The sequence below is a fragment of the Fontibacter flavus genome (genome assembly GCF_042432905.1).
Taxonomy (GTDB): domain Bacteria; phylum Bacteroidota; class Bacteroidia; order Cytophagales; family Cyclobacteriaceae; genus Fontibacter; species Fontibacter flavus.
Genome location: NZ_JBHLWI010000030.1, coordinates 71040 through 88947, shown reverse-complemented (window position 1 = coordinate 88947; position 17908 = coordinate 71040). Strand labels below are relative to the sequence as shown.

General features: G+C 40.0%; 15 protein-coding genes. 10 read left to right on the top strand and 5 right to left on the bottom strand.

Translation table 11 applies throughout. The annotated features are described in order from the left end of the window. Positions 1 to 227: 227 nt before the first annotated feature. The gene (locus ACFFIP_RS11505) at positions 228 to 818 is read left to right on the top strand and encodes a DUF6134 family protein (RefSeq protein ID WP_382387795.1); all 591 of its coding nucleotides are present in this window, start codon (positions 228 to 230) and stop codon (positions 816 to 818) included. A 139-nt stretch (positions 819 to 957) separates the two neighbouring features. Here the strand turns inward: ACFFIP_RS11505 and ACFFIP_RS11500 are convergent, their stop codons facing one another. Further along, positions 958 to 2301: an amidohydrolase gene (locus tag ACFFIP_RS11500; RefSeq protein WP_382387794.1), complete on the bottom strand. Its 1344-nt coding sequence runs from the start codon at positions 2299 to 2301 to the stop codon at positions 958 to 960. 131 nt (positions 2302 to 2432) lie between these two features. Between ACFFIP_RS11500 and ACFFIP_RS11495 the strand changes: the two genes are divergently transcribed. Then, a complete protein-coding gene (locus tag ACFFIP_RS11495; protein ID WP_382387793.1) occupies positions 2433 to 3395 on the top strand; it encodes a YheT family hydrolase in 963 nt (320 codons plus the stop codon). On the opposite strand, the gene ACFFIP_RS11490 is transcribed toward ACFFIP_RS11495, so the two are convergent. After that, the gene (locus tag ACFFIP_RS11490) at positions 3385 to 3939 is read right to left on the bottom strand and encodes a hypothetical protein (RefSeq protein WP_382387792.1); all 555 of its coding nucleotides are present in this window, start codon (positions 3937 to 3939) and stop codon (positions 3385 to 3387) included. The two genes, ACFFIP_RS11495 and ACFFIP_RS11490, sit on opposite strands and share 11 nt — an antisense overlap. Before the next feature lie 229 nt (positions 3940 to 4168). Here ACFFIP_RS11490 and ACFFIP_RS11485 point away from each other — a divergent pair, with 229 nt between their 5' ends. From ACFFIP_RS11485 to ACFFIP_RS11460, 6 genes are all read left to right on the top strand, one after another. Next, entirely contained in the window at positions 4169 to 4495 is a 327-nt protein-coding gene (locus ACFFIP_RS11485; RefSeq protein ID WP_382387791.1) for a hypothetical protein, read from the top strand. A gap of 92 nt (positions 4496 to 4587) precedes the next feature. After that, positions 4588 to 6261, top strand: coding sequence for a sodium-dependent transporter (locus tag ACFFIP_RS11480; protein ID WP_382387790.1), 1674 nt, complete (start codon positions 4588 to 4590; stop codon positions 6259 to 6261). Between the two features lie 739 nt (positions 6262 to 7000). Next, complete coding sequence (locus ACFFIP_RS11475; protein WP_382387789.1) at positions 7001 to 7513, top strand: hypothetical protein; 513 nt, start codon at positions 7001 to 7003, stop codon at positions 7511 to 7513. Next, positions 7510 to 7794, top strand: coding sequence for a hypothetical protein (locus ACFFIP_RS11470; protein ID WP_382387788.1), 285 nt, complete (start codon positions 7510 to 7512; stop codon positions 7792 to 7794). Before ACFFIP_RS11475 ends, ACFFIP_RS11470 begins: the two co-directional genes overlap by 4 nt. An 83-nt stretch (positions 7795 to 7877) precedes the next feature. Continuing rightward, positions 7878 to 8624, top strand: a complete 747-nt coding sequence (locus ACFFIP_RS11465; protein ID WP_382387787.1) for a TerC family protein — start codon at positions 7878 to 7880, stop codon at positions 8622 to 8624. Positions 8625 to 9726: 1102 nt separating this feature from the next. After that, the gene (locus ACFFIP_RS11460) at positions 9727 to 10167 is read left to right on the top strand and encodes a transposase (protein WP_382387786.1); all 441 of its coding nucleotides are present in this window, start codon (positions 9727 to 9729) and stop codon (positions 10165 to 10167) included. Between the two features lie 54 nt (positions 10168 to 10221). Here ACFFIP_RS11460 and ACFFIP_RS11455 read toward each other — a convergent pair whose 3' ends face one another. Then, positions 10222 to 12486: a xanthine dehydrogenase family protein molybdopterin-binding subunit gene (locus ACFFIP_RS11455; RefSeq protein ID WP_382387785.1), complete on the bottom strand. Its 2265-nt coding sequence runs from the start codon at positions 12484 to 12486 to the stop codon at positions 10222 to 10224. 17 nt (positions 12487 to 12503) lie between these two features. Next, complete coding sequence (locus ACFFIP_RS11450) at positions 12504 to 12959, bottom strand: (2Fe-2S)-binding protein (protein WP_382387784.1); 456 nt, start codon at positions 12957 to 12959, stop codon at positions 12504 to 12506. Positions 12960 to 13352: 393 nt separating this feature from the next. Here ACFFIP_RS11450 and ACFFIP_RS11445 point away from each other — a divergent pair, with 393 nt between their 5' ends. Together ACFFIP_RS11445 and ACFFIP_RS11440 are read left to right on the top strand one after the other, a co-directional pair. Beyond that, positions 13353 to 14669: a PKD-like domain-containing protein gene (locus ACFFIP_RS11445; RefSeq protein WP_382387783.1), complete on the top strand. Its 1317-nt coding sequence runs from the start codon at positions 13353 to 13355 to the stop codon at positions 14667 to 14669. A gap of 21 nt (positions 14670 to 14690) precedes the next feature. Further along, complete coding sequence (locus ACFFIP_RS11440) at positions 14691 to 15278, top strand: hypothetical protein (RefSeq protein WP_382387782.1); 588 nt, start codon at positions 14691 to 14693, stop codon at positions 15276 to 15278. A 372-nt stretch (positions 15279 to 15650) separates the two neighbouring features. Here ACFFIP_RS11440 and ACFFIP_RS11435 read toward each other — a convergent pair whose 3' ends face one another. Further along, positions 15651 to 17894 (bottom strand): xanthine dehydrogenase family protein molybdopterin-binding subunit, encoded by a 2244-nt coding sequence (locus tag ACFFIP_RS11435; RefSeq protein WP_382387781.1) that lies wholly within the window; start codon positions 17892 to 17894, stop codon positions 15651 to 15653. Positions 17895 to 17908: the final 14 nt, after the last annotated feature.

Genomic DNA, 17908 nt, shown 5'->3' with positions numbered 1-17908 from the left:
CCTTTCTTACTGTAAAGACGTTCTTTCAAACGTTCACTCATCTTAGGATCATTTAATAAGTCATCAATTGTCTTTTTCTTGTTCATATTGTGTAAAGTTAGCAGACACACTTAAATGAACAGTCTCAATTTTTCGGGTTTGGCTCAAAGGTCTCCAAAATATCTTTTTGTAATTTTGATTAGCGTCTAGATAATAAGACCTTTGTGTTGAATCATTACGTATTGAAATTGAAAAAGATAATCCCTTATATCGCGGTTTTTATTATGTTATCACATCCTGCTCTTTCCCAGGATATTGTTAAATATGATGTTTCCATAGCTGGGATATCCATTGGGGAGATGGTGGCCAAAAGAGAAAACAGAGGCAGTGATATACACTACGAATTGAAGAGTAATGTGAGTTTTTGGTTTTTTGGCAAAATCAATCTTGACTATCTGACCAATGCTATTTACAAAGATAGAAAACTGGTGAAAGCCAATGTGGTTTCAAAAACAAACCGTGGAAATTTCAACTCCGATATTGAATGGAGAAATGACCATTATAGAATCAAATCCACCAATTATAAATATGAATTGGATACTGTAGTCAATAGGCCTTTCTTATATAGCGCTGCAGTTTTTTATTTTGAAGAGCCGGTAAGGGCCAAGGAGTTTATAGCAGAAGCTTTCGGCCTACCTTCTCCCATCAAAAAGGTTAAAGATTACTATGAAGTAAAGGTCAACGGTAACACAAACCGGTTTTATTATGTGAATGGGAAACTCGAAAAGGCTGTCATGGAATTCCCCATTAAAAATTATGTAATCAAGAGAAAAGAATAAATCAAAAAAGCCGGCTAAAAACCGGCTTCTTTAATATCATCTATACCTATGAAGAAAATTTACGCTGCAAATCTAGCTGTTTTAATATTATCTTCTGTTACGGTAATGTGAAATAATGTTAATCCTAATATTATTTTATTTAATCTTTTTTGTCCAGCATGACTTCCTGATTTTTTAAGATATCCATCGCAAACAAGCTCATGGCTTTTACGCCGGTTTTGATGGTAGGTTCAGGAAGTGGTGCAAAATAAGGACTATGCAAACCTGGGATATCCAAACCTTCTGCTTTTGCCTTTTCCAGGAATGCAGGATCATTTGCACCCAGATAAAACATGGTGATAGGGATTTTTCTTTCCGACATTCCAAATCTACTGAAATCTTCCCCGATCATCTGAGCCTTGACTTCTACAACTTTATCTTCCCCAATATTGGTTTTGAAGACATTGACCATTTTTTCTGTCAATTGTGCATCATTGATCAATGCAGGAGTATGGGGTTCACGAATCCAATATGTAGGCATTTTGGATTCTGGCAAACCAGCAGACTTGGCAAGGTTTTCACTGATCCTCTTAATGCTGCTGATCATTTCTTCTCTTACTTCAGGTGAATATGATCTCAAGGTCAATTGCATCACCACTTCATCAGGAATGATGTTATGAACAGAACCGCCGTGAATGGAGCCTACTGTGACTACTGCCGGATCCATAGGGGCAATTCTCCGGCTGACGATAGTCTGATATGCCTGTATCATCTGCGCACTGAGTACAATGGGATCAATACCGGTATGCGGGGCTGCCCCATGCGCACCTTCACCGTAAACAGTCACGTTCATCATATCCACACCTGCCATCAAGGCTCCTGCCTTATAACCAAGTGTTCCGGCAGGGAGGAAAGGGTCATCGTGCAGGGCTATGGCAAAATCAGGATGAGGGAATTTTTCGTAAAGTCCATCATTCATCATATTCCAGGCACCCATGCCGGTTTCTTCAGCAGGTTGGCCCACCATCAACAAGGTGCCTCTCCAGGAGTTTTTGAATTCCACCATCATTCTTGCAGTACCGACAAATACGGACATGTGGATGTCATGCCCACATGAATGGGCCACATAGGTTTCTTTCCCATCATTGGAAATGGCTTTTTTGGTAGAAGCATAGGGTAAACCGGTCTTTTCTTCCATAGGAAGGGCATCCATGTCCGATCTGATCAAGAGTACTGGACCCGGGCCATTTTTAAGAACACCCACAACCCCATATCCGCCAATCCCCTCGGTGACTTCATAGCCTAATGCTTTCAATTCCCGGGCGATTCTGGCTGAGGTTTCTTTTTCCTGAGATGACAATTCAGGATTCTGATGCAGGTGTTTGTATAAGGCATCAAGTTCAGGGTAAATCTTATCAATATAGGAATCTACAGACTGGGCAGAAATAGTGAAAATGCTGAGCATGAATGAACTAAGGAATAAGAGTATTTTGTTGACTTTCATATTGCAATGGTTAATTATATGTAAACCCACGATACTATTCAGGGGATATCCAATTTTAATTTCCTCAAATAAAACAAATTATTCTCTGACTTGTAGATATGTTTTATTTTCGGGGCTGAAAAGATGTAAAAATGCCAATTATTGAAAAATCCAACTATACTAAACCGCCAAAATTGCTTTTCAACGGCCATTTGGAAACCATTTACCCAAGTGTATTCAGGAAAGTAGAAGGGATTCAATATACCAGAGAAAGAATTTCCACTCCGGATGGGGACTTTCTGGATATTGACTGGTCAAAAGTTGGTTCTGAAAAACTAATGATCATTTCCCACGGACTTGAAGGCAGTTCCGAAAGGCATTATGCCAAAGGTCTCGCCAAACTTTTTAATCAGGCAGGATATGATGTATTGGCCTGGAATAACCGGTCCTGCAGTGGTGAAATGAACCTAGGGCCTGTTTTATATCACCATGGTGCATCCTATGATTTAGCTACGGTCATTCTTTATGTAGAGAATAAACATAATTATGATTCTTATTACCTGACAGGAATCTCAATGGGGGGAGCGCAGACTTTAAAATACCTAGGGGAAAATGGGTTGTCACTCAATCCGAAAATCAAAAGGGCTGCAGTCTATTCCACACCCTGCAATCTACCTGATTCTGCTGCTACACTTAGGGAGAAGGGGAATAGTTTTTATAAAAACCGGTTTCTGGGTAAGCTCAAGACCAAAATGCAGCTGAAAGGAGAACAGTTTCCAGGTTTAGTAGATTTAGACTTGCTGAAAACAGTGGTGGATTTTGATACTTTCGATACCAATTTCACCGCAAAAGTTCATGGGTTTAAGGATGCCCGGGATTTTTACCAAAGTGTCAGTGCCGACAATTGGATAAAGGATATTCAGATACCAACTTTGATCATCAATGCTCTGAATGACCCCTTGTTATCGGATAGATGTTATCCGGTAAAACTTGCTGAAAAACATTCCCAAATTTACCTCGAAATGCCCAAAAGGGGAGGACATACGGGATTTTTGGTGAAAGGAGAAGAGTTTACCTGGTCAGAAAGGAGATTATTAGAATTTATCAGTGGGTAACTATTTGAACATAATAGTTCAATTCTGCCCATTCCACAAAATCCAGGTTTTGAAAATGTTTTACCCAGCGCTTTTCTTCTCCCTCTGGAACTTTGAAATGGATCATAAAACCACTGTGATCAAAAACGAAATTTTCACGTAATTGGTATTTTTCCATTAGTGAAAGCCAATCCCTTTGATTATCCCTATTCCTGATGTCAAAAAATCTAGTGAATACATGGATTTTTCCGTTTATGGCATGCAGAAAACCGGTAGCCTTCCAGACGCCATCATTGATGTAATATCTTGAATTTAAGTCATCTAAAATTTCCTCAAGCCTATCTCCAGGGAGCTCGGTAATATAAAAAGCATTATTAACACTCTTTACTTCAAAGTCTAAACCATTGATTAAATCAAAAATATCATTGGTCAAAAAAGTTGCATTTGTTTTGACTAGGACTGATTGGGGTTCAAATTCAAGTTCATTTTCAGGCAGCGGTTCTTCTTTTTCCGCACATGCGGAAAGCAAGAAAAGAAAAAGAAAAGTGCTAATACTTGATTTCATAATGAAGATGAAGTTAAAATGTAAACGATTACTTTCTACTTTAGGTTGAATATCATGAAAATTTTCTGAATTTGATCTTCATTTTTTAAGCTGTTTAGGAGTGCAGCATTAATATTATGTCAACATATATGATGAAAATTGTGATGGATAAAAATTTAATTTACATTTGGGTTGTTTTGCTGTAAAGATGAACAAGCATTGGGCTAATATCAAGTCGTGTATAGTTGTAATGTCAGTACTTTTCGTACAGGCGGTGTTTTTCGGTTTGTCCGAAAATCAGGATGCTATTGACTTTACGGAAACTGAACATGCCGACTATTTTGGGTCACCCGAAAGTTCTCAGCTCCCAGGTGATGTCATCAATGTCGTCATACCAAGTGTTTCAAATTTCACCTTTTCTTCCTTAAAGAAAGTTGATTATAGAGGTGCGTTCGAATTTTTTTATCATAGAAACCAAATCCTGTTTACGAAATTAATTTCCGGTTTTTTTGAAGGATCTGTTTCTATCCAACAACTAATTCTGGACCATCTGTATCCATTCTTTTTCTTTTTCTGATTGAATTCTTAGTATAAAATTCTTCAAAACTAAGCCCAAGGCTAGTCTTGATCTATTCACTATTTCTAAGAATTAATCAATCCATTTACAATATGGAACAAAATTCTGTGTCCAAAGAAGCTTGGGGTTCAAGGCTTGGACTCATCCTAGCCATGGCAGGTAATGCTGTGGGGCTGGGAAACTTTCTACGCTTCCCTGTACAGGCTGTGCAGAATGGTGGTGGTGCATTTATCATTCCTTATCTCATCTGTTTCTTATTGATGGGAATTCCACTCTTACTGATTGAATGGTCTTCAGGGAGATATGGGGGTAAATTCAATAATCACAGCACCCCATATATCATGAAAGAAATGGGCAAATCACCCATGTGGAAATATGTAGGAGTATTTGGGATTTTCACAAATATTGCTGTAGTCGCTTATTATACCTATATAGAATCATGGAGTTTGGTCTATGTATTGCACTCCGTCTTTGGTACTTTCGACGGCATGAGTCAGTCGCAGGTCGCGCAGTTTTTTGTAGAATATATCAATGTCTTTACCACAAGTACAGGTATTCCCTTTGAAGCTGTATTCTTCTATGTCCTTGTTTTGGGCATGAATGTGTTTATTCTTTCCAAAGGTCTTGGAGGTATTGAAAAGGTAGCTAAAATAGGCATGCCGCTTTTGATCTTGTTCGGAGTATTACTGGCCATCAGGGGCTTGACGCTAGGGACATCCGGGCAATCAGAACTATTCCCCGATGCCAACGCATGGGATGGATTGAATTTCCTCTGGACCCCGCAATTTGACACACTGGCCAATCCTAAGGTTTGGATAGCTGCGGCTGGTCAGATTTTCTTTACTTTATCTGTGGGGATGGGTACCATTCAGTGTTATGCAGCTTATTTAAATTCTAAAGATGATGTGGCATTGAATGCGGTTTCAGCGGGGTTTGTCAATGAGTTTGTAGAAGTGGTTTTGGGCAGCAGCATTGTGATTCCAATAGCGGCTGGCTATTTGGGTTTGGATTGGGTTCTGGAAAATGCCGGCTTTGGAATGGCATTTCAGACGATGCCGTTTCTATTTCAGCAATGGGGAGAAATAGCAGCAGCTTTTGCTGGGGTATTTTGGTTTGGTCTTTTGTTTTTCGCTGGGATAACCTCTTCTTTGGCCATGGGCACTCCTTGGATGGGGTTTATGAAAGATGAATTTGGCTGGGGTAAAAAACGTGGAGCTTGGTCCTTTGGGGCATTGGCTTTGATAATGGGACTGCCCACGGTTTTATTTTACCAATATGGGGTTTTTGATGAGTTTGATTATTGGGCAGGAACGATAAGCTTGGTGGTCTTTGCTCTCTTAGAAACGATTCTTTTTTCCTGGGTTTTTGGGATTGGAAAAGGCTGGAATGAAATCACCGAAGGAGCTGACATCAAGATTCCAGATATATATAAGTTTATCATCAAATACATCACACCAAGCCTCTTGCTACTTGTGTTTTTGGGGGCATTGTTTACTCCCTATCAAAATGAATGGATGATAAACATCAATAGCTTGTGGGAAGGCAATGGCTGGAATTTGGATGATGGGTCGATTATTAAAAATATTTCCAATGCTGGTTTAAGACGGAAGTTGCAAACACTTACAAATGAGGAAGATATTATTTTCTTGAAAGACAAAATCTTCTTTGTAAATATGGCAAGATTGATGCTCTTGGCCTTGTTTGTATTTATATCCTATTTGGTTTATTTATCCTATCAAAAACGCTTAAAAGAAAAGAACCCATGAGTTTATTGGCAATGAGTATGATGATAGCTACGCAAGGATTGGTGATTATTTCAACCATTTACTTTCTACGGAAAGTCCTGAATTCACCGAAGAAATAATATGGCTCAACTTTTCATAAGCCTATCAATATTACGATGGTAAAGCAGAATAGAAAATTTATGACAGTGGTGCTTTCCCTGGGGATTTTTCTTCAAGGAATGTTGATGTCATGTATTGCCGTTAAGGATAATTCTTATGTCGAGTCAGCTTTTTCCCAACTGACAGATAATAGCATTATAGACCAATATGATGGTATAATGCTCGTGTCAAATGCAGATCTGTCAATCCCCTTGGTGCAAGAGCAATTTTCTTTAAATGGATTGTCTTTCGGCCTTCAGGCTTTTTTTAGTTTTCATTTTGCAAACAAGATCAAAACCTTGTTTTTGCTTTATGATCATGTCGACTTAATTTTTGGTATTAAAGAGCTAAAATTCCCCTCTCATTATTTTTGGTAAGCATGACCCTGCTTTGTCAAGGTTTAAGTTGATAGGTGATGTGATTCTCGTCTATGGATTGGAGCTTCTATACTTCTCTAATTCAAGGTGTTATTGAGATTACAGTTTAACCACACTTCTGTATATGACAAAGTGGGAAGATTTTATTCCTCAGATGTTCAGGTCTGGGAAATTTTTAGGCTGATCGTTTACGGTATTGGCCTGAAGCAACAAATACATCAAAAAACATTTAAAATCTTATCGTCATGTTTGAAATCGATATTGTCACCTTGTCCTTCGCAATCGTCTGTTTGATCGCATTTGTGATACCCTTTTACTTAAATTCAAAAAAATCAAATAAAGAGAAACGCCAGAAAGAATCCATGTTGGAAGAGTATCTCAAAAGCCAAAATCTGAAATTGGATCAGAAGGAAATCTGGAGAGGCCAGTATTTTATTGGATTGGATTCCGATCAAAGGAAACTGGTCTACATCCAAAATTTGAAAGATTTTCAGCCTCTTTTGATCAATTTGGATGAAATTAACTATGTTTCTCAACATGAAGTTTCCCGAATGATCGGAACAGAGAAAAATCAGAGGAAAGTTTTGGATGAACTGTATCTGCAACTTATTGGTAAAAACGGAAAAGTCAAAGCCTCTTTGGAAATCTATAATGGGGAAATATTCTCGGATTTGTCAGGAGAACCGGTCTTGACCCGAAAATGGGAGGCATTGATTAAAGAAGAGTTACGGAAATTTAAACTTGCCGAAAAACTATGAGTCAGCCCATTAAAATTCAAAAGGAGGATATCATCCGTATTCGATTTCCGAAATCTGAAGTTCTTCCCAATCCCATAGCTGTCAGAGAGAGGGATAGAAATCTTGAAAATGCACTTTCCTTAGGCAATAATGATCATGTGAAGGTAAAGTTGACCTTCCTTGATTTTGATAACAATACCTTTATGATTGAAACGACTATATGGGCCGTTACCGAAGAAAGTGTTTGTTTGAAAGGCGATCTTTTGCTGCCTAAACGTTCTTTGGTAAGTGTTGAATATTAATAAATGTTATTCAGGGGAAATTATATTGATTTCCCCTGATTTTATGATCTTTAGTAAAAATTAAACCATAAAATTTCACTCAAATGGAAATCTTTCTGGCTACTGAAACGTGGATAGCTTTGGCTACCTTGACCTTCTTAGAAATTGTTTTGGGAGTGGATAACATTATCTTTATTTCCATTATTTCCAACAAGCTTCCGGAACATCAACAGGAAAAGGCAAGGATAATGGGTTTGGCCTTTGCCATGCTCTTTAGGGTCGGCCTGCTGTTGGGAATATCCTATATCATCAAATTCAATGATCCTCTGATCACCTTCTTTGGTTTCAATTTAAGTGGCAAGGACCTGATTTTGGCTTTTGGTGGTTTGTTCTTGTTGTTCAAGTCTACGCTAGAGATCCACCATAAGATGGAAGGAAAGCCTGAAGAAATGAAGGCCAATTCAGCGAGCGGACTGTCCCAGGTCATATTTCAGATTATCTTGTTGGATGTGATTTTCTCGTTTGACAGTATCCTTACTGCGGTCGGTCTGGTGAAGGAAGTAATTGTGATGATTATAGCCGTGATCATTTCCATGGTTGTTATGATGCTTTTTGCAGGAAAAATCAGCAAGTTTATAAACAAGCATCCAACCTTACAGATACTTGCATTGTCCTTTTTGATCCTAATTGGCTTTATGTTGTTGGTAGAAGGTCTGCATTTTGAGGTGCCAAAGGGCTACATTTACTTTGCTGTATTCTTTTCGCTTGGGGTCGAATTGGTCAATATGCGGATCAGAAGAAATATAGATGGTAAAAAAGTAAAACTTAACCCACGAATTACCCAGAAATAGTTTTTTGGGGGGAGTACTAGATTATATGAGGAAAGAAAAAACGATGGCCCAATGAGCCATCGTTTTTTTATAACTATTACCCAATCAATTGTTGGCCCTAAGCCAACCTTTTGATGCTTTTTATATCGTTAGTTAGATATTGACATGAACAAACTTCATCTATAAAGGATAATTTTTTAGGATTACCCATTCATCTTGTTTTAACCTTAGTTAGAGATAGAAGGTTTAGTTTTTTTGATGAAAACCTTGATTACAAAGTCGTTAAATAATATAATGACAATTGTTTACGAAAAGTTCAACGAGAATTTTTGAATTGATAATGATGAGTGTTTTATCTTTTAATTCTGGATTCTGCTTTGGTTTATTTCTTGGTTTGTGCGATTGTTATATTTATGCATAGCTGGTAATTAATGACTGTTATTAAGTAATTTACAATTACAAAATTAGAACCTATGCCTAAATTGGAATAACATCAAAAACACAATCCCTTACAAAAATCAAACATAAAGCATTTGAAATCCTGTTTGATTCCTCTCCTTTTTTCTCAGATCTTTCAATAAACCGCATTAAATTGTTTTTTAGAAGAAACAAAATCTGAAAATGTTTTATAGGAAAAACAGCTTTGTTTGAAGCAATGAGAACAAGGATTTCTATAAATGCAACAGGCAAAAACAAGGCTTTTTGATAAATCTCTTTGTGTACGCCTAGTCTTTCTTTGCGCCATTGCGTGAAAAAAAAACCTTCGAGGTCAAAAAAAGACCTCAAAGGTTGTTGTATCCGACCTTTGAGGTTTCTAAAACCTCGAAGGTCTTTACTTTAATCTAGTATTCAATTGATCAGCTTTCCCCAAATAATTAGCCTTCAAGGTCAAAAATAGATCTCAAAGGCTAATGGTTACTAACCCTTGAGGTTTCTAAAACCTCGAAGGTTTTTTTAGTTTGATTAAAAAGACTTATTTTTAAGTAATCAAAATTTTTCACTTATGACAGACTTTTTTGAACCTGAAGGAATTTACCATATATACAACAGAGCCATAGGGAACGAGAGGCTTTTTTTATTTGAAGAGAACTACTCCTATTTCCTTACCAAATACCAACAGCTTTTGGGGGACAAGCTGGAGACTTTGGCTTATTGTTTGATGCCAAATCATTTTCATTTTTTGGTCAGAATAAAACCCAATTTTTCTAATGAACAAATTGTAAAGGGCTTTGCTGATTTTCAAAATTCATATTCAAAAAGTATCAATAAAGCGTTTAATAGACATGGGGCCTTATTCCAAAGAAAGTTTAAACGAAAGAAAATTGATTCAGAAGAATACCTAAGCCAGGTTATTATCTACATTCATTTAAATCCAGTCAAACATAAACTTACTAAAAGCCCTTTCGATTGGAAATATTCCTCTTTGAAAACGTATTTATCGGAAAAACCAACCAAGTTAAATCGGGGCTTGGGTTTAGATTGGTTTGGAGGTATGGAGGGATTTCGTATCTCACATCAAGAGAATGTTGCAATTTATTTACCTGATGAATTTCAAATGGAGTAAACTTCACATAATAAAAAACCTTCGAGGTCAAAAAAAGACCTCAAAGGTTTAAACTTACATCCTCGTAATCCCCGACTCCAATTCCTTCATAAATGGCTGATTGTACAATCTTCTTCCTGTAGCCTTATACAATGCATTGGAAACAGCAGCAAAAATAGGAGGGAAGAGAGGCTCACCCAATCCTGTAGGATCGATGTCATTTTTGACAAAATGTACATATATGTTCTTTGGAGCTTCAGGCATTCTGATCATCCTGTAAGTATTGAAATTGTTCTTCTGTGGCACACCGTCTTTGAAAGAAAGTTCTCCAAAGAAGGCATTACCGATTCCATCGACAATAGCTCCTTCTCCCATATTAGCCGCCGCATCTGGGTTTACCACGATGCCACAATCGACAGCAGCGACCACATTTTCAACAATCGGCCTGTTACCTTCCATTCTCAGATCCAAAACTTCTGCCACATAAGAATTGTGACAGAAATATGCGGATACACCCCGATGGATGCCAGGTTGGCTTTGTCCCCAGTTGGATTTTTCTTTCACCAATTTCAATACTCCTGCATACCTCTCCGCATCGTAGTCGTTGTTGCTGCCCACAGGATTGGTTATAGCCCTTTCCAGGAGTTCCAACCTGAAGTCTATCGGATCCTTGCCCATTTCTTCTGCCAATTCATCCAGGAAGGATTGTTCAGCACTGGCGATAAAGTTGGATCTTGGTGCCCTGAAAGCCCCAATGGTAATATTAGACTCGATTTCCCAGCCTTCTGCCAGGTAATTGTCCAGCGCACCGGCCGGGAATCTGTTTGGAGCAATTGGAGTCTCAGGAATTCCTCCTGCTTTGACATGAAGCGCCAGAAGCTTATTGTTTTCATCCAAAGCTGCCCTGTAAGTTGCCGTATAGGTAGGTCGGTAGATGCCATAGGTCATGTCGTCTTCCCGTGTGTATACCATCTTGATGGGGGCACCCACTTCTTTGGAGATAACGGCTGCTTCCACCAAATGGTGGCCATAAGCCCTCTGACCAAATCCACCACCCATTCTGGCCAGGTTGATTTGAATTTTCTCTTTAGGTAGCCCTAATCTTGCCGATAAGGTATTACTGATCACTTCCGGTGCCTGTATTGGTCCGTAAAGTTCTGCCTGATCTGCAGTTACATGTGCATAGCAGGTAACTGGTTCCATGCAATTATGGGCCAAGTAAGGAGCGTTATAAGTTCTTTCCAGGATCTTGGCAGCTTTTTTAAATGCACCTTCAGGATCCCCGTCTCTTCGCAGGATGTTTCCTGGTTTTTTGGAGAACTCTTCCATTCTGGCACGGTGTCCCTCTGAACTCTCCAAACCTGCGGGGATTTTCACCTTACTGGCATTTCCACCAAAACCTGATTGCATAATAGACTTTTCCGGCGCTATCTCCCATTCGGCTTTGAGCTTCTTTTTAGCCTGCATTACTTCCCAAGTGGTATTGCCGACAATGGCAATCATCTCATAATGGGTAGTGGTATCAAAGTAGTTGTGCTCATACTCATCTTGGTGCACCTTGAAGCTGAATACTTCCTTGATACCGGGCATGGATTTTGACTCAGCCGCATCAAAGGATTTCAAGCGCATCCCGAAGGCGGGTGCATGTTCAATCATAGCCACCAACATGCCTTCTTTTTTGTAATCTATGGTGAATAGCGGTTTTCCTGTAATGATTTTATTGACTTCTACGTTTTTCTTGGATGTTCCAATTATTTTGAAGTCCTTTTTGTCTTTCAATTCCACTTCTTCTGGAACAGGCAAAGTAGCTGCCAATGAGGCCAATTCTCCGTACCCTGCTTTTTTTCCACTAGCTTTGTGAACCAATACGCCTGGTTCGGTAATAATCTCATCAGCGGGAACATTCCAAGCCTGTGCCGCAGCAGCGACCAACATGGCCCTGGCCGTAGCACCTGCCGTTCGTAATGGCTGCCAGCCTTGACGGATGGATTGGCTTCCTCCGGTGAATTGGCGGCCAAATCTATCAGGGTAGAAGTCTGCCTGTTCCACCATTACATTTTTCCAGTCCACATCCAGTTCCTCTGCTAAAATCATTGGCATAGAAGTCTTAACATTCTGTCCAAATTCAGGGTTGGGATTGTAAAGCGTGACAGCACCGTTTTCACCTATTTTGATGAAGGCGTTCAGTTCAAACCACTCATCCGGTAAACCTAAAGCCACTTCCTTGGGGCTTGGCTTACATCCAGCCAGCCAGCTAAAGCTCAGCATCATACCGCCTCCTGCCAAAGCTGATACCTTCAAAAAGGATCTTCTATCGAATTTTGTTTTTACAATGCTCATGGTTGTTTGCTTTAGGGTTAGGACTTAGCGGCAGTTTTGATGGCTTTTTTGATACGCACATAAGTGCCGCAACGGCAGATGTTGCCGTTCATCGCATTGTCTATGTCAGTATCACTTGGGTTTGGATTGCTCTTCAGTAAGGCTACTGCGCTCATAATCTGACCTGCCTGGCAATAGCCACACTGCGGCACATCATGTTCCATCCAGGCTTTTTGTACCGGATGGTCTCCATTTTCGGAAAGACCTTCAATGGTGGTGATTTTGGCACCTTCAGCAGCCGAAACAGGTGTCACACAAGATCTAATCGCATTTCCGTTCATCAGTATGGTGCAGGCTCCGCAAGCTGCCACTCCGCAACCGTATTTGGTGCCAACAAGATCAAGATGGTCTCTCAAAACCCAAAGAATCGGAGTTGAAGGATCCACATCAACTGATTGGGATTTGCCGTTGATATTGAGATTGAATTTTGCCATGATAGTTTGATTTTAAATTTAAAGTTAATGTTTATATATTGGCTATGCTTACGAAAATCAAACAGATGTCGCTGAACTTGAAACAATTTTGACAACACTTACCTAATCATCCATTTGAAAGCTGATTGATAAAGGTCTTTCGACAAACTTAACAAAGTTATCTACTGCAAATATAAATGACGGATAATTCCCATGCCTTTCTAAATTCCATGATTCGATTGATCTATTTCTTCAAATCGGCTTAAACCTCCCTCGGCTTTCAGTTCAGAAAGGCTGTACCAAGACAATAAAAAGTGGGTGAAAAATTTTATTTTTTCACCTAAAGTTGTTGTTATTTGAATAAAGTATTCTTAGATTTATCTAGTTGATTTCCGAAAAAATTACTATACTAGTATGAATACAATTCCCCCCCCCGCTTCCTTGATTCACGGTGTGGTATTTCTGGTCAACTTCTGCACACGACCAAAATTCGTACTTATTTTCATCCTTGTCGTCTCAAGCTTTTTTTCTCATAGAGCACAGGCAGTAAATGTAGTTATCGAGGGAACTTCCACTTTTGTTTGTCCAAGTAAATCAGTGACTTATTCAGCGAGAACATTCGAAGAGACGTTTGGAGTTGAAATTTTTTCCTGTAGCATACATTGGCAAGTTTTTGAGGGAAATGAAGTCGTTGGTCAGGGAACTGGTGTGAATTTCACATATACTTTTCCCGATGTTGGGCTTTATCAAATCAAGGTTGTAGCCAATGGATGCGGAATTTTTTTTGATTCAGGAGAAAAAATTGTTTCGACAACTTCACGAGTCCCTATTCCAAGCCCAATCTCAGGCCCGGCAATGTGTAACTCTGGACAGTCCTATTCCTATACCTCAAGTCCCACCTTAAATGTTATTTTTCCTGTCGGGGGAAATTGTTATTATCATTACCCCTACCGATGGGAAGCGCCGGAAGGCTGGTCTATCAATGGAGGTGGCAATATAGTTGAGCATAATGAAACAGTTAATATAGTTGCTCCCGCTGGAACTCCCTCGGGAAGTTACATAATTTCTGTTCAAGGTATGATTCCAAAACCTAGCTCAAGTGATTTTTGGTATAGTCAAAAAAGAAATTTTTCAGTTCAGATAGGTCCATTCAATCAAACACAGGTATCTGTATCAGGCTCTGGTATGGTTTGTAATGGGAATTCGTATACCTACACAGCCAATGTTCCTACCGGACACCAAAGTGGATACACCTACAATTGGACTTACCCATCTGGATGGTCCGTTCAGAATACATCGAATAATACCATAACATTTTTCCTTCCTTCATCAAATAATACTTATGGTCCAGTTCGAGTATCTGTCAACAATGGATGTGGTGCCACTCATTTGACAGGAATTACAGTTATGCCTTGTAGTTACATGTATTCCTCGGGGGATTTTATCATATATCCCAATCCTTCCGATGGAGAATTATTTGTGGAGTATGATGTTAACGACAACAGAGCATTGGAACGGCTAGATGGGGAACCTCAGCATAAGGTAAGCAAGCCAAGGACCTTAGTTTTCAAAGTAAATGTTTTTGATCGAACTGAAAAACTGGTAAGGACTGGCGTGTCCAAAGAAAATAAGGTATTTGTAGATACGAGAGGTTTACAAACTGGTACTTATTTCCTGCATATATATGCAGGTGATCAGGTAGTTAGAAAACAAATCATTGTTAAAAATTGATTTGGTGTTTAAATCAAAAAAATGAAAAAATTTATTCATGAAATCATGAAAAACTTCTCAATATTACCATATGTGCTAGTCTTAGTCTTCGCTACTTTGTTACCCTTCGATGCAATGGCCCAATCTAAAGCAGTGCCTTTCACAGCCAAAAAAGCCGTTTATCTGGAGGTAGGCGGTAGTTCTGGAGTTTATGCATTTAACTACAGCAAAATTTTCCATCAAAAAGGAAAGCTTAAGCTGAATGCCAGTGCGGGATTTTCAATATTGATAAGAGAAACAACAAATTCAAAGGCATATTGGCTTCCCGCAATTCCTTTAGAACTGACAGCCCTTTATGGCAAATCAAACCATCATTTGGAAATGGGATTTGGGGTTATTCCCTATTTAGACGCTGTCTCTCTTTTGGATTCAGAGACATTGGATTTTAAAGATAAAGTAGTGTTTGATACCGGTATCCCTCTAAGAATCGGATATAGATACCAAAAACCCGAAGGTGGATTCTTTTTTAGGATTGGCTATACTCCTTATTTTTTCGGACCTATTGGAAGTAGGGAGGATTGGGAATTTATTCCAGTTTTTGCGGGCGTAAGCTTTGGCAAGAGTTTTTAATGATCTTCTATTTTCCTTTATCTATTTCTCTAACTACCTCTGTACATCCACTAGCTTTTCTTCCTCAATCACAAAATATATCCCATCCCGTTCTATTCCTCCCGATGTGAAAAATCCTTGAAGGAATTGACTATTGGGGCAGCGTTCCTCGACTTGGCGAAAACCATTTCCTACCCCATACCCTGCGTAGCTTTTGAAAGGAGTCACCGTATTACAACTCAGAACATTTTTATGAAGATAGCGTTTCAGGCTCCTCGAAATTTCCTATCACGAGGACAGATTAAAAGGATTTGCAATCCCCGATTGATTAGGATTAATAATCCTTTTCATTTAAGGTTCAAGATCACATATCTAGAACAGCGTTTACAAAAGCTAATTCAAAAGCTGGTGAACGAAAGGCTGATCATAAAACCGCTTTCCAGTCGCTCGATAAAGCGCATTGGCCAATGCCGCGAAAACCGGTGGATAACCTGGTTCACCCAAGCCTGTGGGATCTATCTGATTTTCCACAAAATAGGTTTCGATTACTTTTGGAGCTTCCCGCATACGGATCATTCGGTATTTGTCAAAATTGCTTTTGTCCGTTACTCCTTGGTTGAATTTTAATTCCCCGAACATGGCCGTACCAATGGCATCCACGACGGCCCCTTCACAAAGATTCCTTGCTGCATCAGGGTTGATGATCAGACCACAATCCAATGCCTGAACTACTTTTTCTACCTGCACTTGTCCGTTCATCATTTTCAGATCAAGAACCTGGGCAGCATAACTATTATGGCAGAAATAGGCAGAAACACCTCGTGAAATACCTGTTGGAACCTGTCCCCAGTTTGATTTTTCTTTTACCAGTTCCAGCACACCTGCATAGCGATCTGGATCATAATCATTGTTTTCTCCCACAGGATTCTGTTTGGCTCTTTGCAATAGCTCCAATCGAAAGTCTATAGGATCTTTTCCCATGGCTTCTGCTATTTCATCCAAAAAGGATTGTTCGGCAGCAGCAATAAAGTTCGACCTAGGAGCCCTAAATGAACCCACCGTGATGTTGGATGCCACGGTCCATTCTTCTGCCAGGTAGTTTTCTATAGCTCCGGCGGGGAAGCGGTCTGGATATGAAGGAGGCTCTACCAGGCCCCCAGCATTCACATGGAATCCGATCAGGTTATTGTCCTTGTCCAAAGCAGCTCGGTAAGTAGCTTGGTACATGGGACGGTAGATTCCACCGGTCATATCGTCTTCTCTAGAATAGATCAATTTGATCGGTGCATTGACTTTTTGGGAAATCACTGCAGCCTCAATCAACCAATGCGCATAAGACCTACGCCCATAGCCACCGCCCAATCTGGTCATGTCGATATGGATATTTTCAATAGGAATCCCCAATCTGGAGGAAAGTGCCTGTTCAGTGAGTTCCGGTTTCTGTAGCGGTCCGGCACAATGCACCTGATTGCCATCCACATGGGCAAAGAAATTCATTGGTTCCATGCAGTTGTGTGCCAGAAATGGCCCATTGTAGGTCTTTTCGATTACTTTAGCAGCTTTACGAAAGGCAGCGTCGGGATTACCGTCTTTTCTGACGGTTCTTGCACTTTTAGCTGCAACATTCATTTTTTGGAGCTGTTCCTGTTCGTCTTCCAGTCCTCCCGGTATGGTCCTCAATTCTTTTCTACCGTTCCAGTCCCTTTTTTCCTGATAAGTGGAAAACTCCTCCCATTCTACCTTCAGTGCCTTTTTGGCCTGCATCACTTCCCAGGTGGTATTCCCCACGATAGCTACCAGGTCGGTGAAGCTCGTGGTGTCAAAAAAGGTCCGTTCGTAATCGTCCTGATGGGATTTGATTGGGAAAATATCCTTGATCCCTGGTAATGATCGAGCCAGGGAATCATCAAAAGATTTCAATCTCAAACCATGTGCAGGAGGATGCACGATCATGGCGATCAACATGCCGGGCTTTTTGTAGTCGACCCCAAAAAGCGGTTTTCCTGTGACGATATTTTTGGCATCTACATTTTTATGGGATTTGCCTATCAGCCTGAATTCGGAAATTTCCTTCAAAGAAACATCTTCCGGAACAAGCAAAGTAGCTGCCAAAGAAGCCATTTCTCCAAAATGGGCTTTTTTACCGCTTGCTTTGTGGACCAAAAATCCAGGTTCAGTGCTAATTTCTGAAGCATCAACCTGCCAGGTTTGGGCAGCGGCGTTGACTAACATTTGTCGGGCAGTGGCTCCTGCGGTACGAAGGGGTTTCCAACCAATTCGGATGGCCTGACTGCCCCCGATAAATTGCCTGATAAAATTGTCAGTATCCAATGGTGCTTGCTCTACCACCACTTTATCCCAGTCGGCATCCAACTCTTCCGCAACGATCAAAGGCATACCGGTTTTGATATTTTGCCCTCCTTCGGGATTGGGAGACATAATAGTGACCAATCCGTTTTCTCCAATTTTAATAAATCCGTTTACCCTGTACCAATCCTTGGGCATACCAAGTGCCTCGTCCTTTCCCTGAGGTTTGCAGCCAGCCAGCCAGCCAAAACTTAGCATCATTCCACCTCCGGCGAGGGCAGAAACTTTCAAAAATGAACGGCGGTTAAGGGTAGTTTTGGATATGGTCATGTTGTTTTTTAATA